Origin of the sequence: Pseudooceanicola marinus, assembly GCF_002786295.1 — a bacterium.
Lineage (GTDB): Bacteria > Pseudomonadota > Alphaproteobacteria > Rhodobacterales > Rhodobacteraceae > Pseudooceanicola > Pseudooceanicola marinus.
Genome location: NZ_PGTC01000010.1, coordinates 1 through 16339, shown reverse-complemented (window position 1 = coordinate 16339; position 16339 = coordinate 1). Strand labels below are relative to the sequence as shown.

Here is a 16339-nt window from a genome sequence, read left to right as displayed (position 1 = left end):
GGGGATTTTCCCCGCCCTTTTGGTATGGGCGCGACAGGGCCAGCGCGCGCTCGCAGCCTCCGCGCCAGGCCGGATCCAAGGGGCGGTCGCTCTACGAAGGCATGGGGCGCGACACGCTTGCGAAGAGCCGCTGCCCCCACGGCCAGGCCGTCGCTGTCTCGCCCTGCTTTCGCCCCGGCGCGGCGGGCTCCTCTCCCTGCTCCTTGCCGCCTGGCCAGCCTTCGCTCAGGAGGCGCCGCGCCTTGCCCTGCCGCTAGATTGCATCCCCGGCCGCACCTGCCATATCCAGAACTACGTCGATGCGGATCCCGGGTCCGGTGCCCGGGATTTCACCTGCGGCCCGCTGACCTACGATGGTCACAAGGGCACCGATTTCGCCCTGCCCGACCTGGCGCTCATGCGCGCCCGTGTCACAGTGCGCGCCGCCGCACCGGGTCGTGTCACCGGCCTGCGCGACGGCATGGCAGACACCCCCTGGACGCCTGAAACAAACCTCGGCGGCAAGGACTGCGGCAACGGTCTGGTGATCGACCACGGCCATGGTTGGGAAACCCAGTACTGCCACATGGCCCGCGGCTCGCTCATGGTGCGCAAGGGGCAGCAGGTCGACACCGGCGCCCCCCTGGGTCGCGTCGGCATGTCGGGGCGCAGCCAGTTCCCGCACCTGCATCTGTCCCTGCGCCACGATGGCCAGGTGGTCGACCCCTTTGCCCCCGATACCCCCGCGACCTGCGGCACGGAACCTGCGGCCCAACTCTGGGTGGATCCGCTACCCTACCAGCCCGGCGGCATCATCAGCACCGGCTTCCTCGACGCCCTACCCGGCTACTCTGACATCAAGGCCGGCACGGCCGCGCGCCCTGCACTGCCTGCGGACAGCCCCGCGCTGGTGCTCTGGGCCCATCTCTTCGGCGTCCGGGCCGGCGACAGGCTTACACTTGTGGTTCACGCTCCCGACGGCACCTTCTCCCGGCAGGACATCACCCTTGACCGCCCCCAGGCGCAGCTTTTTCCGCGCCCATGGCAAGCGCCTGCGCGCGCCCCTCGCGCCAGGTCTCTACACGGGGCGGGCCACTCTGATCCGCGACGGGAAAGTCCTGTCACAGACCACCTCGCAGGTTCAGATCACCCGCTGACCTGACCCGCGCCTATGGCGGGACGATGCACCACGCCCGATCTTCTCTCTGCCGGAAATATCCAAGGGTGCCTCAGCCCGCTGAGACGGGGACAGGACCTCCTCCCCCGTCTACGTGCCGCCTGCGGCGGAGGGCGCCCCGCCGTCACGCCCCATGGCATGCGGTCCCGTCAGCGCTCGGTCAGCTTCAGCTCGATCCGCCGGTTCGCAGCCAGCGCCTCGGGGCTGTCGCCCTCGGCAATGGGCTGGTATTCCCCGAACCCGTTGGCCGACAGGTGCTCCGGCGCAATGCCCAGTTCGATCATGTAGCGCACGACCGACAGGGCACGCGCCTGGCTCAGCTCCCAGTTGTCGGCGAACTCGCGACTGCCCCGCAGCGGCACCTTGTCGGTGTGCCCGTCCACGCGGATGATCCAGTTGATCCCCGCCGGGATCTCATCAGATACCTGCCGCAGGATATCCGCGATCTCGGCGATCTGGGCCCGCCCGGCGTCCGACAGCTGCGCCCGAGCCGGGGCAAACAGCACCTCGGAGGAGAAGACGAAGCGGTCGCCAACGATGCGCACGCCGTCGCGCCCCGCAAGGATCTGCCGCATCCGGCCAAAGAAATCGGACCGGTACTGTTCGAGGTCCTCCGCCTCTTCCGCCAGGCGCCGCGCCTCCTCGGCCAGGCGCTCGGCCTCGGCCTCGGCGCGCTGGCGTTCGCGCCGTTCCAGCGCGGTCGCCCGCGCCAGCGCCGCATTCAGGTCCTGGCCCAGGCTTTCCAACTGCACCTGGCTGGCGGCCTCGCGGGCCTTGTAGTCGTCCAGGAGCGCCTGCAGCGAGCCGAGCTGCGTGCGCAGCGCCGCGACCTGCTGGTTCAGAACGGCGGCCCGGCGCTGGCTTTCGGCCGACTTCGCCTCTTCCGCCTCCAAGGCCGCGTTGGACTCGGCCAGCAGCGCCGCGCGCTGTTCGGCCTCGCTCAATTGCTCTTCGGCCTGCTGTTCCGCTGCCAGCTGCCGGGCCAGCGCCGCGGCCAGTTGATCGCGCAGCGCCTCGCGGTCGGACTCTGCGGCGGCAACCTCGGTCTCGGCCTCCTCCTGGGCGGCCAACGCCGCCGCGAGCCGCGCGCGCAGGGCCGCCTCGTCACTGTCCCCGCGCTCTGCCTCCAGCGCGCTGCGGGTCGTCTCCAGCTCATCGCGCAGCGCCGTCAGCGCACCCTCGGCGGCGCCCGCCTGGGCCTGGGCCTCGTCCCGGGCCAGCAGGGCAGCGGCCAGCCGCAGGTCCAGATCCTCCTGAGCCGCTTCGGCGGCGGCCAGCAGGGTCAGCGTTTCCTCGGCCTGGCGGCGCTGTTCCTCCAGCGCCAGGGTCATTGCCGTCAGCTCATCCTGGGCGTTTTCCAGCCGCTCGCGCAGGGCACGGGCCGCCTCGGCCTCCGCCAGACGTGCGGCCTCTTCATCCGACAGCTGGGCCTGGGCCTCGTCCAGCTCGTCCGACAGGCTGCCGACCAGGGTCCGGGCATCATCCCGTTCGCTGCGCAGGCTCTCGACCAGAGCCTCCAGCGCCTCGCGCCGGGCGGCAGCCAGGCGGGCCGCCTCCTCGCCTGCGTCGATTTCGTCCCGCGCCTGGGCCAGGGCCAGCTGCAGGCTTTCCTGCTCGCCGATCAGACGCTCCTGTTCGGCCTGCAGGTCAGCGATCTGGCCACGCGCCTCGGTCTGCTGTGCCAAAAGGCCCGCCACCTGCGCCTCGAACGCGGTGATGCGGCCCTCCGCCGCCTCCAGCGAGGCCTCGGCGCTGTCGCGTTCCTGGGTCAGCGAGGCGATCAGCGCCGCCTGCTGGTCCAGCCGCGCGTCGCGATCATCCAGCGTGGCGGTCAGCGTGCCGACCTCCTCGGTCAACCGCTCGCTCCGGTCGCGTTCCAGCCCCAGGGCCTGGCTCAGGGCGGCCAGGTCCGAGGTCAGCTCGTCCAGCTCGCTTTCCTGGCCGGTGATGGTTTCCTGCAGGGTGAACTGCACGATCATGAAGATCGTCAGTACGAACATCAGCACCATCAGCAGGCCGGTCATCGCATCGACGAAGCCGGGCCAGATATTGGCCTGCAGCCGGGCGCCGGATCTGCGGGTCAGCGCCATGGGTCACTCGTCCCGATCATCGCTGTGATGATGGCTGACCTGGGCGCGCTGCCCCTGGGCGATCAGGCGCGAGAGCGAGGCGATGTCGGTGCGCAGCTCGGCCATGGTCTCATGCCGGCCGGCGCTGATCTCTTCCAGGATGCGCAGCAGCTGCACGTCCATGGACCGCAGACGCATCCGGCTTTCGGCGTCCAGCCCTTCGGCCATGCCCTGTTCCACCAGTTTTTCCAGCAGCGCGTCCTGGCTGTCGGCCACGCGGGTCATGGCATCGGCCATCTGCCCGCCGGAGCTGTTCTGCGCCGCCATTCTGTCGGTCAGCCGTTCGATCGTGTCGGCCAGGGTCGACAGCTTCGCATCGACCTCGGCCCGGGCGGCGTCGGAGCGGGCGAACATCTCCTGCATGCGGGCCATCTGTTCACCCATGTTGTCCAGCACCGACACCAGCATCGACTGGTCCGCCCCACCGTCGCCGTCCGACAGGCCGACGCGGGTGATCGTCGACATCCACTCTTCCAGCTCGCGGTAGAACCGGTTCTGGCCGTGGCCGGCGAACAGTTCCAGAAGGCCCACGATCAGCGACCCCGCAAGACCGATCAGCGAGGAGGCAAAGGCCACGCCCATGCCACCCAGTTGCGCCTCCAGCCCTGTCATCAGCCGATCGAAGACCGAGGTCGCGCCCTCGTCCGCGCCGGGCGCGAGAGAGCGGATCGTGTCCACCACCGCCGGAACGGTCGTTGCCAGGCCGTAGAAGGTGCCCAAGAGGCCGAGGAAGATCAGCAGCGAGGTGATGTAGCGGGTAATCTCCCGCGCCTCGTCGATCCGGGTCGCGACGCTTTCCAGGATCGACGTGGCCGAGCTGGAGGAGATCTGCAATCGCCGGTCGTGCTGGCCCAGCAGGGTGGCCAGCGGGGTCAGCAGGCGCGGCGCGCGCCCCGCCTCTTCGGGGTTGCCGCCGGCAAACCGTTCGATCCAGCGCACCGAGGAGATCAGCTGTGCCACCTGCCAGAAGCAGGCCAGTACGCCCAGGACGAAGACGAAGGCGATGAACCCGTTCAGATAGGGGTTGGCCTCGAACACCGGCAGAAGCTTCGGCGCCACGAGAACGCTGCCTGCGGCGCACAATCCCAGCACGACGAGCATCAGCAGGATCTGGCGGATGGGTTGGGAAAACTGCGGGGCGTTCTCGCCCTCACCATGAGCCATCAGGACGGTCCGCGATCTGGGTTTCGATTGGCCCGACCATAGGTGCAATCGCCTTGCGGGAAAAGGACTTATCCGCGCAAATTGCGGACCCGGGCGGCCAGCCAGGTCAATTCGTCATCAGCCAGTCCCAGCTCTTCGAGATGAGCGGCAGTGTTGTAGAGATATTCGGCATTGGGCCCCATTCCGCCATGGGCATGGGCGATCACCTGGGCCTGGATTTCCAGCGGAAGGCCGCCGCAATACTGCACATGGGTCGGGTCCATGACGTAGACCAGCGCCTCCACCGCGCGGCCGTCCACCAGCTCGACGTCCAAGTGTTTCTCAACATAGGCCGAGGAGACCAGCTCGCGTTCACGCAGGTAGGCCAGCACCGCCTCTTCCTCGTCTTCGGCCACGCGCAGGGCCAGCCCGGTGCAGCCCGCACCCTCCTCCGGGTCGAGCGCCAACACCAGCCCCGGCTCCGCCTCCGAGCCGCGATGGTGGATCGAGGTCATGCAGAAGCTGCGCCGGTAGTCGGGCAGATAGGCCACCACCCGCTCCACCGGGTCGAACCCCGGTTTCCACAGCAGCGACCCATACCCGAACACCCACATCGACATGACTTTTCCTTTCCTCGCACCACTTATAAACACGAGCCGGAGCCAGAGTTGAAGGGGGGGCCATGAAGCGCCTGCTGATCGTCGTTGTCGTCGCTGCCCTGCTGTTGTCGGGCTACTGGGTGCTGGGCGCCATCGGGGCCAAGCGGGGCCTGGAAAGCTGGATGGAGGCGCGCCGCGCCGAAGGCTGGCAGGCGGACTACGCCGAGTTCTCCCTTCGCGGTTATCCCAACCGGTTCGACGCCCTGTGGGAGAACCTGGCCCTGGCCGATCCCGGCACCGGGCTGGCGGTGGAGATGCCCCGCTTCGGCCTCTATGCCCTGTCGTGGAAACCCGGCCACCTGATTGCCGTCTGGCCGGACCGGTTCGACTTCCGCAGCCCCGAGGAGCGGTTCTCGCTGTCGAACGACGACCTGCGCGCCTCGCTGCGCGTCACCCCGGGGCCGCTGCTGGAAATGCAGCGCGCCCAGTTGACGGGCCGGACCCTGGTGCTGTCGGGGGCCACCGAGGCCGCGATGGACAGCCTCAGCCTCGCCATGGCGCAGGACGACGAGGACGACAGCCGCTATCGCCTGGGCCTGGCCGCCGAAGGCCTGACCCTGCCCTCCTCCGTGGCCGACTGGCTGCAGGCCGACGGGCTGCCGCAGGCGATGCGCGAGCTGCGGCTGGATGCCGACGTGACCTTCACCCGCCCCTGGGACCTGCGCGCCCTGGAAGAGGCGCGGCCGCAGCCCACCCGGGTCGAACTGCACCTGGCCCGCGCCGCCTGGGGGGAACTGCTGTTGCAGGTCACAGCCGACCTCGACGTGGATGCGCGCGGGCTTGTGTCGGGCGAGGCCCATGTGCAGGCCCGCCAGTGGCAGCAGATGCTGCAGATGGCCGTGGCCGCCGGCGCCGTGCCGGAGGAGATGGCCGGCAGCATCGAACAGGGCCTGTCGATGATGGCCGGGGCCAGTGGCAACCCGAACGCACTGGACCTGACGCTGACCCTGCGCGAGGGGCGGATCTGGGCGGGGCTGATCCCGCTGGGGCCCGCGCCGGTGTTGCACCTGCGCTGAGGGTTATTCCGCCTCCGGCGGGGATATATGGGTCAAAGAGAAGACGGGCGCGCAGCGCCTCTTGCGGTGGCCGCGCCCCCCGGATCAGCGGCAGTAGGAGCCGCTGCGGTAGCGCGCCGTGTCGAAGTGGAAATGGTCGCGATGCAGCGCATTGGCCTCTGGTCCCAGGACCGTGCCGAAGGGGCCGCAGGCGCTGGCGTGGGCCGCCTTCAGGATGCGTCCTTCGCGCCCGTTCGACCAGTCGTCCAGCACCACCAGCTCCTTGCCGTCGTTGAGCTCGATCGCGGCGATGTCCACGGCGCGGCCCTTGCCGTGTTCGGAGATCCGCGCGCCCTTGCGGTTGTTGCGCGGTCGGCAAGCGTAGTGGGCCACCACGCGCAACTCGCGCACGCCGCCGCCATAGCGTTTCACCGCCGGGCGCAGCCCGCGTTCGACCCAGGATTTCAGCGCCTGCGCCGTGCCGCAGTCCATCACCGCATGGGTCGACAGCGCCACGCCCGAAACCGATTGCAGCCGCACCGCCTGATCGACACCACAGCCCGAGGTGTCCGAGGGGACGCGCCCGATGGCCACCCCCTGCAGCGCAAGATCGCCGCAGACCGCCCCCTGCTGGCGCAGCGCCGCCACGCGGCGGCCCTGCTGCACCACCGTGGCGGGCCGCAGATGCGGGCGCAGGGCGACGCGCGGCGCGGTGTCGGGATCCGGCAGTCGTCGCGTCACGCCAAGCGTCTCCGCCCGTTCGGGGTCCCGCGCCGCCGACAGCGCCTGCAGCGCCACCTGGTGGGCAATGTCGCGTTGCACGAAGATCTCGGCGGGCAGCACCATGCCGCGCACCACCTGGCCCCGCGCGACGGGGCGCAGCGAGGCATCGGGGGCCAGCTCTGCCGCGCCGGGCCCGCCCGCCAGCAGCGTGCCGGCGAGGCAGGCGGCGGCGATGCGGGCGGCGCGGCGGATCATTTCCGGGTGGTCCCGCGGCCGAAGTCCGGGGCGTCGGTGTCCTGGCCGGCCTCGATGATCCCGCGCCGGATCGCCCGGGTGCGGGTGAAGTAGTCGAACAGCAGGTCGCCGTCATCGCGGCGGATCGCGCGTTGCAGCCGGAACAGCTCTTCGGTGAAGCGCTGCAGGATCGTCAGGGTCGCTTCCTTGTTGGACAGGAAGACATCGCGCCACATGGTCGGATCACTGGCCGCGATCCGGGTAAAGTCGCGGAAACCGGCGGCGGAATACTTGATGACCTCGCTGTCGGTCACCCGACGCAGGTCATCGGCGACGCCCACCATCGTGTAGGCAATGAGGTGGGGCGTGTGGCTGGTCACCGCCAGCACCAGGTCGTGGTGCTCGGGGTCCATTTCCTCCACATGGGCGCCCATGCCTTCCCAGAAGGCGCGCAGGCCCGCAAGGGCCTGGGGGTCGGTCTCGCCCGCGGGCACCAGAAGACACCAGCGGTTGTCGAACAGCTCGGCGAAACCGGCGCGGGGGCCGGAATGTTCGGTGCCCGCCAGCGGGTGCGCGGGGATGAAATGCACGCCCTCGGGCAGGTGCGGTTCCACGGCCCTGACCACGGCGCCCTTGACCGAGCCGGTGTCGGACAGCACCGCACCCGGTTTCAGGTGGGGCGCGATTTCTTCGGCCACCTGGCCCATGGCGCCCACGGGCACCGCCAGGATCACCAGGTCGGCACCGCTGACGGCCTCGGCCAGGCTGTCACAGATCACGTCGCCCAGCCCGATCTCGCGCGCCGTGGCGCGGGCCTCGTCCGACAGGTCATAGCCCCGGATCTCTCCGGCCAGGCCACCGCGTTTTGCCGCATGAATGATGGAGGAGGCGATCAGCCCCAGACCCACCAGGGTCACCGTGCCGTAGATCATGCCCGCTCTCCGGCCTTGAACTGGCCGATGGCATGGGCAACCCGGCGGCAGGCGGATTCGTCGCCCACGGTGATCCGCAGGCAGTTGGGCAGGTTGTAGCCTGCCACCTGGCGCACGATCAGGCCGCGCGACTTCAGGTAGGCGTCACAGTCCTGCGCCTCCTCCCGGCTGTCGAACCGGGCGAGGATGAAATTCGCATGGCTCGGGTCCGACGGCACGCCGTGATCGGCCAGCGCCTTGGCCAGCCAGTCGCGCAGCCGCGCATTATCGGTCCGCGACTTGATCACATGGGCCTGGTCGTTCATCGCCGCCGTGGCCGCAGCCAGCTGGGCGTTGGACAGGTTGAACGGCTGGCGGATGCGGTTCAGCACATCCACGATTTCCTGCGGGCCGTAGCCCCAGCCGATCCGCAGCCCCCCCAGACCGTAGATCTTGGAGAAGGTGCGCGTCATCACCACGTTCGAGCGGGCATCGACCAGCCCGGCGCCGCCGTCGAAGCCCTGGACGTATTCGGCATAGGCACCGTCCAGCACCAGCAGCGCGCCCTCGGGCAGGGCGTCGGCCAGCCGCGCCACCTGGGCGCCGCCGATCATCGTGCCGGTCGGGTTGTTGGGGTTGGCGATGAAGACGATCTTGGTGCGTTCGCTCAGACCCGCGATCAGCTTGTCCACGTCCGTCGTACGCTCGGTCTCCTCGACCTCGACCGGGGTGGCGCCGGCGGCATGGGCGCAGATGCGGTACATGCCGAAACCGTGTTCGGTGAACAGCACCTCGTCGCCCGGCCCGGCATAGGCCTGGCAGATCCACTGCAGCACCTCGTCGGAACCCACCCCGCAGATCACCCGCGCCGGATCCAGCCCGTGATGCGAGGCAATCGCCTGACGCAGGTCGGCGTGATCGGTCGACGGGTAGCGGTGCAGATCATGCACGGCCCGCAGGAATGCCTCCTTCGCCGGATCGCCCGCCCCGTAGGGATTTTCATTCGACGAAAGCTTCACCGCATCGCTCACGCCCTCGACCTTGGAGGCGCCACCGACATAGAGCGCGATCTCCATGATCCCGGGCTGCGGCTGAATCTTCTGTGTCATTGTCTCACCTCTGCACCAATCCCGCTTCTAGCCGCCGTGCCAAAGCAAGGAAAGGTGAAGTTTTTACGCAGGCGGACGCCGGGCGTGATCCGTGGCAGAATGACCGCGTCTGCGGACGGGCGCAGCGCGCCCCTGCCCCCGCGACAGGCCTGCGGAAGCGAAAAAGGGCGGCCCCGCAGGACCGCCCTTTTCAATTCCGTTCCGGGATCGCTTACGCGTTGCCGGTGGCGCTTTCGATGGAGACGGAGACGCCCGGGCCCATGGTGGAGCTCAGCGAGACCTTCTTCATGTAGGCGCCCTTGGCGCCGGCCGGCTTGGCCTTGGACACCGCGTCCACGAAGGCGCGGATGTTCTCGACCAGCTTGGCTTCGTCGAAAGAGACCTTGCCGACGCCTGCGTGCACCACACCGGCCTTTTCGGCCTTGAACTGCACTTCGCCGCCCTTGGCTGCTTCCACGGCCGCTTTCACGTCCATGGTCACGGTGCCGACCTTGGGGTTCGGCATCAGGTTGCGCGGGCCCAGGATCTTACCCAGACGACCGACGATCGGCATCATGTCCGGGGTCGCGATGCAGCGATCGAACTCGATCGTGCCGCCCTGGATGGTTTCCATCAGGTCCTCTGCGCCGACGATGTCGGCACCGGCGGCCTGGGCTTCCTCGGCCTTCGGGCCACGGGCGAAGACGGCCACGCGGACGTCCTTGCCGGTGCCGTTCGGCAGGCCGACCACGCCACGGACCATCTGGTCCGCGTGACGGGGGTCGACGCCCAGGTTCATGGCGATCTCGACGGTTTCGTCGAACTTGACGCCAGCGTTGCCCTTGATCAGCGCAACGGCTTCCTCGACGGTCAGGTCTTCCTTGCCAGCGAATGCTTCGCGTGCGGCGCGGGTGCGTTTACCGAGCTTAGCCATTACTTCACCTCGATGCCCATGGAGGACGCCGAGCCGAGGATGATCTTCATCGCGGCTTCGATGTCGTTTGCGTTCAGGTCCTTCATCTTCGCTTCGGCGATCTCTTTCACCTGAGCGACGGTGACGGTGCCCACGGTCTGCTTGCCCGGGTCAGTGGCGCCCGACTTCAGCTTCGCGGCCTTCTTCAGGTAGTAAGACGCAGGCGGCGTCTTGATGTCCATGGTGAAGGACTTGTCCTGATAGTAGGTGATCACGGTGGGGCACGGTGCGCCGGGCTCCATGTCCTGCGTCTTGGCGTTGAACGCCTTGCAGAATTCCATGATGTTGATGCCGCGCTGACCCAGAGCCGGACCAACCGGCGGGGACGGGTTTGCCTGACCGGCAGGCACCTGCAGCTTCATGCTGCCGACGAGTTTCTTGGCCATTGGCCTTCTCCTTTGTTCATCGCGCAGATGACGGGAGTACTCCCGCCCTGCACCTGTCCCTTCCGGCGCGCCTTCGGGGACGATTGCGCGTGGTCAGGTCCGACGGTCGCGACCGCCTCGCCTCCCACGTATGAACGGGACTTGCGCCCCGCTGCGGGCCCGCGGGCCCGCCTCGCGCGGATCACCCTTGCTTGGAGACCTGCGTGAATTCCAGTTCCACCGGGGTTTCCCGGCCGAAGATCGAGACCGACACCTTGAGGCGCTGGTTGTCCTCGTCGACCTCTTCGATCATGCCGTCGAAGTCCTCGAAGGGGCCATCGTTGACCTTCACCTTCTCGCCGATCTCGAAGTTGATCAGGGTGCGCGGGGCCTCCTGGCCTTCCTCGACGCGGCCCAGGATGCCCTGGACCTCTGCGTCGCGCATCGGCATCGGGCGGCCTTGCGGACCGAGGAAGCCGGTGACGCGGTTGATCGAGTTGATCAGGTGATAGCCTTCGTCGGACATCTCCATGTGAACCAGCACATAGCCGGGCATGAAGCGGCGCTCGGTGGAGACCTTCTTGCCGCGGCGCACCTCGATGACCTCTTCGGTCGGGACGAGGACCTCGTCGATCTGGTCCTCAAGCCCTTTTTCCTCGACGCTCTGCCGGATCTGCTCGGCGATCTTCTTCTCGAAGTTCGAGAGGACCGAGACCGAGTACCACCGCTTTGCCATGTCGCAACGACCCTTCCATCGTCGGCCCCGAAGTTGCACCGAAGATCCCGGAGGATCCGGCGCGGCGGGCCGAATTGACCATACTGTGTCCCCAACAGAAAATCGGCGCGAGGCTCGAATCGCCGCGCGCCACGTGGGGGAGTGGACGGTGAGTTACAGCGAAGCGGGCCAAAGTGCAAGCCCGCGAAGGGGATAGGCTTGGCCCGTCCCGGCCGTGCCCCCGTCCATCCGGAGCGCCCCCGCCGGAGGCGCCGTCCGGGATCAGCCGAAGAGGCTGAGCAGGCCGGTGAGGCCGGAGCGGATCAGCAGGTCCACCAGCGCGAAGAAGATCGCGGTGATGGCGGCCATGACGAAGACCATGACCGTGGTCAGCAGCACTTCGCGGCGGGTCGGCCAGGCGACCTTGCCGATCTCAGTGCGGGTCTGCTGGATGAATTGCAGCGGGTTCGCCATGGGCGGTGTCCTCGGATCAACTGTGCGGGCGCAGGGACCGGCCCCGCGCGTCATCTGGCCCAGATAGGGCAAAAGCGGGGTGTGTTTCAAGGTGCAAAGCGGGCTGGACGCGCCGGGCGCCCCATGACCGCAGCACGCGCTGTTCCGCCCCGTCGGGGGCGTGTCGATCGCGGCGGCTGGTGGCTGGGTCGGATTGGCAGGGGCAGCAGGGTTCGAACCCGCGACCTACGGTTTTGGAGACCGTCGCTCTACCAGCTGAGCTATACCCCTAATCCGTGCCGTCGATTAAGGCAGGCGGGCGCGGAGTGCAAGGGGCGATCTCGGGGAAGTCGGGGAAAAATGGTGCCCCGACCCGCGGGATGGCGGGGGCTGTCGGCCCCCTCGCGGCCCGGAGGCCGCTCCCCCCGAGAGTATTTCCAGCCATCGTATGAACATGGCCGGGGCGCCGGATCCCGCGCAGAGCGCCCCTGCCCCGTCAGCCCGCCAGGCTGTCGCGGAACACCTCCACCATACGGGCGGCGAAAGCGGCGTTCTTGTGGACCGGGTCGTCCTCCTGCCCCGCCTCGTCCGAGGCCCAGGCGGGGTCGGTCCAGTAGCCGGCCGTGATCGTCTCCTCCGGCTGGTGCAGCAGGCGAATCCCGTCCTCGGCCGCTTCCCTGTCCAGCCAGCCGCGAATCGCATCGCGCTGATCCGCGGTGGCGCCCTCGGCTCCGGGGTAGAGCCGTCCGGGGCTGCCCACGCCCCGGGTCAGCAGGGGCGCCGGGGCAAAGGCGATGGTCAGGCCGGGGGTCGCACGGGCGAAGGCACAGGCGATCCGGTAGGCCTTGGTGCCACGCAGGAAGCGCCGCGCGACCTTCTGCTGGACAGCGGCCGAGAGGTGCCCGCCGGTACAGAGGGTTTCCAGCAGCGGCGGCATGAAGTCGGCCATGCGCAGCCGCGCCCCGTAGAAGAGATAGCCGGCGAAATCGCCGCCCCCGAGGGCCTCGCGCCCCGCACCATTGATCCGGGCCACCATCTCGCGCGCGGCGGCGTCACCCGGCAGGATGGTGTTGTCGCGGAACTCCAGCGCGCGAAAGGCCGGCCCGTAGGCGCCCCAGAACTCCAGGTGATCGGTGACATGAGGCAGCAATCCGCGATCCAGCGCGTGTTTGACCGAGGCGATGTGGCTGTCCCCGAAAATGCAGAGCGAGGGCAGCGGCACGGGCGCACCCTGCAGGGGCGCGGCACGCTCAGCGGGCGAAGGCATTCAGCATCTCCTCTTCGCATTTCACGTCTTCGTCTCCCCTCGCCTCCTTCCAGGCGGTGCGCAGCTTGCGCGCCGCCTTGCCGCCGCCCTTGGCGCCCTTGCCACGCCGCCCCTTGGCCGGGCCGAAAGCCGCCTCCTGGTCGGCGAAAAATTTCGACATGACAACCTCCACCCCCTCGGGCACCACGCTGCGCTGGTTCGGGGCGTAGAACATGCCGCGGAAGACCGGGTGGGTGATGATCTCGTAGCTGGGGAAGTAGTCGACGTGGTCATGCACCTGCGTCAGCTCGCCGGCCACGCCGCGCAGGACGGACTTGGAATAGCTGGTGGCGGTCAGCACATGGTCGCCGCTGGCGGTGGCCGTCAACGGCACCGGGCTGACGGTCAGCAGCACCTTCAGTTCCGGCGCCTTCACCTTCAGCAGGGCCAGGGTGGTTTCCATGTCCGCCAACACGTCAGAATGGCGGTGATTGTGGAAGACGTGGACCTCCGGGTCGAAGGTGCCGGCCAGCGTGCCGGGGCACATGGCATATTCCAGCCCGCTCTCGGCATTGCGCCAGCTTTCGGTCAGCCCGAGGGTGAAGACGAAGATGCCCGCGCGCTCGACCGCGCGCCGGATCGCCGCCAAGGTGGCCTCGCGCGAGGCCCGTGCCTCCGCCTCGCTTTCGAATCCCTCGGGTTCGATCGCCGGGCGCAGCGGGTCGTAGACCCGGCCCTTGTGGTGCCACCACTCGCCCGGGTCCTGCATCTCGTCGAAGGCCAGGCGCAGCCACTGCAACAGGGTGCGGGCCGTGTAGATATTGCCGGTGCGGAAGGAGAAGATGCCGTAGTTGTAGGCCTGTGCATCCTCCGGCGCTAGCCAGGCGGGCGCGGGTTCGGCATCGAACCACTGATAGCCGCGGGCGCCCAGGGCCCGGCCGATATGCTGCGCGAAACAGGAGCCCGCGGTGACGATCGGCGCATCCATCGGCACCTGGTATTTCGGCGTCCACAGGCCCGAGAGCTGCAGGGGGTTCTTCTCGGCCACGCCCGTTTTCCAGTAGGCGGTTGCGGGCAGGTTTTCGTAGGGGTGCGCCATGGCCCCTCCTTTCGCGATGCGTCAGGGGCCGGTGGCCCCCGGGGTGGTGTGACCAGTGAGCGCCCCGATCATGGCCAATAGCAGACATTTCCGGGGAAATGTTCCGAAAAACGCCCAGTCTCGACCGGCCGCGCGGCCCGCCGATGCGCGGCGTCTACATCCAGTGCATGCGGCGTAGCATCACTCCCTGCACCAGGAAGATCAGCGCCATGATCCCCGAAAACACCCAGAAGGCATAGGGAGCCCCGTCGCCGGGGATGCCGCCCACGTTGATGCCGAAAAGGCCGGTGAAGAAGGTCAGCGGCAGGAAGACGGCCGAAAGGATCGACAAGGTGTACATGTGCCGGTTCAGCCGCTCCGACAGGGCGCCAGACAACTCGTCGCGCAGGACGCCCAGGTTGTCGCGCAACTCGTCCAGGTTCTCGGTCATCCGGGTCAGCCGGTCGACGGCCTCCTGCACCTCGCGCAGGTCATGTTCAGCCAGGAGCGGGCTTTCGCTGCGGGCCAGCCGCGCCAGGGCATCGCGCTGCGGCGGCAGGTGGCGGCGCAGCTCGACGACCGACAGGCGCAGGGCGGCGACACGGCGGCGCAGGTCCTGGTCCGGCTCGGCGATCACCTTGGGCTCCAGCCCGTCCACCTCGGCATCCAGCTCGGCCACGAAAGGTTCGACGCGGTCGGTCAGCCGGTCCGCCAGATCGGCGAGGAAGGCACCGGCGCTCTCCGGCCCCTCGCCGTTCTCGACCTCCTGCGCGATCTCCTCCAGCGCGCGGACGCGCTGCCGCGACAGGGTGATGATGCGCTGGTCGTCGGCCCAGATGCGCACCGCCACCATGTCCTCCGGGTCGCGGTTCGGGTTCATGTTCAAAGCGCGGAAATTCAGCAGCAGGCCATTGCCGACCCGGGTGGCGCGCGGGCGGGTCTCCGGCTGGGTCAGCGCCTCGATCACCGTGTCGTCAAGATAGGCCAGACGCTTCGCCACCCAGTCGCGGGTGCCCGCGTGGGCGGCGTCCAGATGCGCCCAGCCGAGGGTCTCGGCGCGCAGGGTATCGGGGACGGCCTCGCCCTCAAGGCTCTGGCCGCGCAGGGGGCCCGTCAGGGCATAGGCGAAGGTCACGGGGGCTGTCATGAAAGCGAAGATAGCCGGGTCGGACCAAAGGTCCAGCGCCAAGGCGCCGCATCGGCCCCGGTGCCCGCCAACGCAAAACGGCGGCCCCGAAGGACCGCCGTTTCGATGTTCTGTCCGACAGGGCGGCAGACCCCGCCCCGTACGATCATCACTCGATGATCTTGGAGACGACGCCGGAGCCGACGGTGCGGCCGCCTTCGCGGATGGCGAAGCGCAGGCCGTCTTCCATGGCGATCGGGGCGATCAGCTCGACACCGAACTTCAGGTTGTCGCCGGGCATGACCATCTCGGTGCCCTCGGGCAGGGTCACGGTGCCGGTCACGTCCGTCGTACGGAAGTAGAACTGCGGACGGTAGTTCGCGAAGAACGGAGTGTGACGGCCGCCTTCGTCCTTGGTCAGAATGTAGACCTCGGCTTCGAACTTGGTGTGCGGCTTCACGGAACCCGGCTTGCAGAGAACCTGGCCACGTTCCACGCCTTCACGGTCGATGCCGCGCAGCAGGGCGCCGATGTTGTCGCCGGCTTCACCGCGGTCCAGCAGCTTGCGGAACATCTCGACACCGGTGCAGGTGGTCTTCTTGGTGTCCTTGATGCCGACGATTTCCAGTTCGTCGCCAACGTTCACCACACCGCGTTCCACACGGCCGGTCACAACGGTACCACGGCCGGAGATCGAGAAGACGTCTTCGATCGGCATCAGGAACGGCTGGTCGACAGCGCGCTCGGGCTGCGGGATGTACTCGTCCACGGCGGCCATCAGTTCGCGGATCTTGTTCTCGCCGATTTCCGGGTCACGGCCTTCCATGGCGGCCAGGGCGGAGCCTGCGATGATCGGGATATCGTCGCCCGGGAAGTCGTACTCGGACAGCAGTTCGCGGACTTCCATCTCGACGAGTTCCAGCAGCTCCTCGTCGTCGACCTGGTCGACCTTGTTCAGGAACACGACCATGGCGGGGATACCCACCTGGCGGCCCAGCAGGATGTGCTCGCGGGTCTGGGGCATCGGGCCGTCGGCCGCGTTCACCACCAGGATCGCGCCGTCCATCTGCGCGGCACCGGTGATCATGTTCTTCACGTAGTCGGCGTGGCCGGGGCAGTCGACGTGCGCGTAGTGACGGTTCTCGGTCTCGTATTCCACGTGCGCGGTGGAAATGGTGATCCCGCGGGCCTTCTCTTCCGGCGCGCCGTCGATCTGGTCGTAGGCGCGGAAGTCACCGAAGTACTTCGTGATCGCCGCCGTCAGCGTCGTCTTGCCGTGGTCAACGTGACCGATCGTGCCGATGTTGCAGTGCGGTTTGCCGCGCTCAAACTTTTCCTTTGCCAT

General features: G+C 68.3%; 16 protein-coding genes and 1 tRNA gene. 2 read left to right on the top strand and 15 right to left on the bottom strand.

From position 1 onward, the window contains the following. Positions 1–397 precede the first annotated feature (397 nt). Positions 398–1141, top strand: a complete 744-nt coding sequence (locus CVM50_RS21930) for a M23 family metallopeptidase (protein WP_232618153.1) — start codon at positions 398–400, stop codon at positions 1139–1141. Positions 1142–1305: 164 nt separating this feature from the next. Here the strand turns inward: CVM50_RS21930 and CVM50_RS04360 are convergent, their stop codons facing one another. The 3 genes from CVM50_RS04360 to CVM50_RS04350 all read right to left on the bottom strand — a co-directional run bounded on the left by CVM50_RS04360 (position 1306) and on the right by CVM50_RS04350 (position 5048). Beyond that, positions 1306–3246 carry a peptidoglycan -binding protein gene (locus CVM50_RS04360; protein WP_085887875.1) on the bottom strand — a complete coding sequence of 647 codons (1941 nt, stop codon included), beginning with the start codon at positions 3244–3246 and terminating at the stop codon, positions 1306–1308. 3 nt (positions 3247–3249) lie between these two features. Beyond that, positions 3250–4449, bottom strand: coding sequence for a biopolymer transporter ExbB (locus CVM50_RS04355; protein WP_085887877.1), 1200 nt, complete (start codon positions 4447–4449; stop codon positions 3250–3252). Between the two features lie 68 nt (positions 4450–4517). Further along, a complete protein-coding gene (locus CVM50_RS04350; RefSeq protein ID WP_085887879.1) occupies positions 4518–5048 on the bottom strand; it encodes a gamma-glutamylcyclotransferase in 531 nt (176 codons plus the stop codon). Between the two features lie 62 nt (positions 5049–5110). Between CVM50_RS04350 and CVM50_RS04345 the strand changes: the two genes are divergently transcribed. Next, complete coding sequence (locus tag CVM50_RS04345) at positions 5111–6103, top strand: DUF2125 domain-containing protein (RefSeq protein ID WP_085887881.1); 993 nt, start codon at positions 5111–5113, stop codon at positions 6101–6103. Positions 6104–6187: 84 nt separating this feature from the next. On the opposite strand, the gene CVM50_RS04340 is transcribed toward CVM50_RS04345, so the two are convergent. The 12 genes from CVM50_RS04340 to tuf all read right to left on the bottom strand — a co-directional run. Next, positions 6188–7060 (bottom strand): extensin-like domain-containing protein, encoded by an 873-nt coding sequence (locus tag CVM50_RS04340; protein WP_085887882.1) that lies wholly within the window; start codon positions 7058–7060, stop codon positions 6188–6190. Next, a complete protein-coding gene (locus tag CVM50_RS04335) occupies positions 7057–7971 on the bottom strand; it encodes a prephenate/arogenate dehydrogenase family protein (protein ID WP_085887883.1) in 915 nt (304 codons plus the stop codon). Before CVM50_RS04335 ends, CVM50_RS04340 begins: the two co-directional genes overlap by 4 nt. Beyond that, a complete protein-coding gene (gene hisC, locus CVM50_RS04330) occupies positions 7968–9059 on the bottom strand; it encodes a histidinol-phosphate transaminase (RefSeq protein ID WP_085887885.1) in 1092 nt (363 codons plus the stop codon). Before hisC ends, CVM50_RS04335 begins: the two co-directional genes overlap by 4 nt. 211 nt (positions 9060–9270) lie before the next feature. Beyond that, a complete protein-coding gene (gene rplA, locus CVM50_RS04325) occupies positions 9271–9972 on the bottom strand; it encodes a 50S ribosomal protein L1 (protein ID WP_085887886.1) in 702 nt (233 codons plus the stop codon). Then, positions 9972–10397 (bottom strand): 50S ribosomal protein L11, encoded by a 426-nt coding sequence (gene rplK / locus CVM50_RS04320; protein ID WP_085887888.1) that lies wholly within the window; start codon positions 10395–10397, stop codon positions 9972–9974. The genes rplA and rplK overlap by 1 nt, the downstream gene beginning before the upstream one ends. A gap of 181 nt (positions 10398–10578) precedes the next feature. Beyond that, complete coding sequence (nusG, locus tag CVM50_RS04315; protein WP_085887890.1) at positions 10579–11112, bottom strand: transcription termination/antitermination protein NusG; 534 nt, start codon at positions 11110–11112, stop codon at positions 10579–10581. A 261-nt stretch (positions 11113–11373) separates the two neighbouring features. Beyond that, on the bottom strand, positions 11374–11565 hold the full coding sequence (gene secE / locus CVM50_RS04310) for a preprotein translocase subunit SecE (RefSeq protein ID WP_085887891.1): 192 nt from the start codon (positions 11563–11565) through the stop codon (positions 11374–11376). Positions 11566–11759: 194 nt separating this feature from the next. After that, positions 11760–11835: transfer RNA gene (locus tag CVM50_RS04305), tRNA-Trp, on the bottom strand. A gap of 205 nt (positions 11836–12040) precedes the next feature. Beyond that, a complete protein-coding gene (locus CVM50_RS04300; RefSeq protein WP_085887893.1) occupies positions 12041–12811 on the bottom strand; it encodes a hypothetical protein in 771 nt (256 codons plus the stop codon). Beyond that, entirely contained in the window at positions 12795–13889 is a 1095-nt protein-coding gene (locus CVM50_RS04295; RefSeq protein WP_085887895.1) for a GSCFA domain-containing protein, read from the bottom strand. Before CVM50_RS04295 ends, CVM50_RS04300 begins: the two co-directional genes overlap by 17 nt. 154 nt (positions 13890–14043) lie before the next feature. Next, on the bottom strand, positions 14044–15015 hold the full coding sequence (locus CVM50_RS04290; protein ID WP_085887985.1) for a zinc transporter ZntB: 972 nt from the start codon (positions 15013–15015) through the stop codon (positions 14044–14046). 148 nt (positions 15016–15163) lie between these two features. Continuing rightward, positions 15164–16339, bottom strand: a 1176-nt coding sequence (gene tuf, locus CVM50_RS04285; RefSeq protein ID WP_100148433.1) for an elongation factor Tu, incomplete at its 5' end; no start/stop codon positions are given.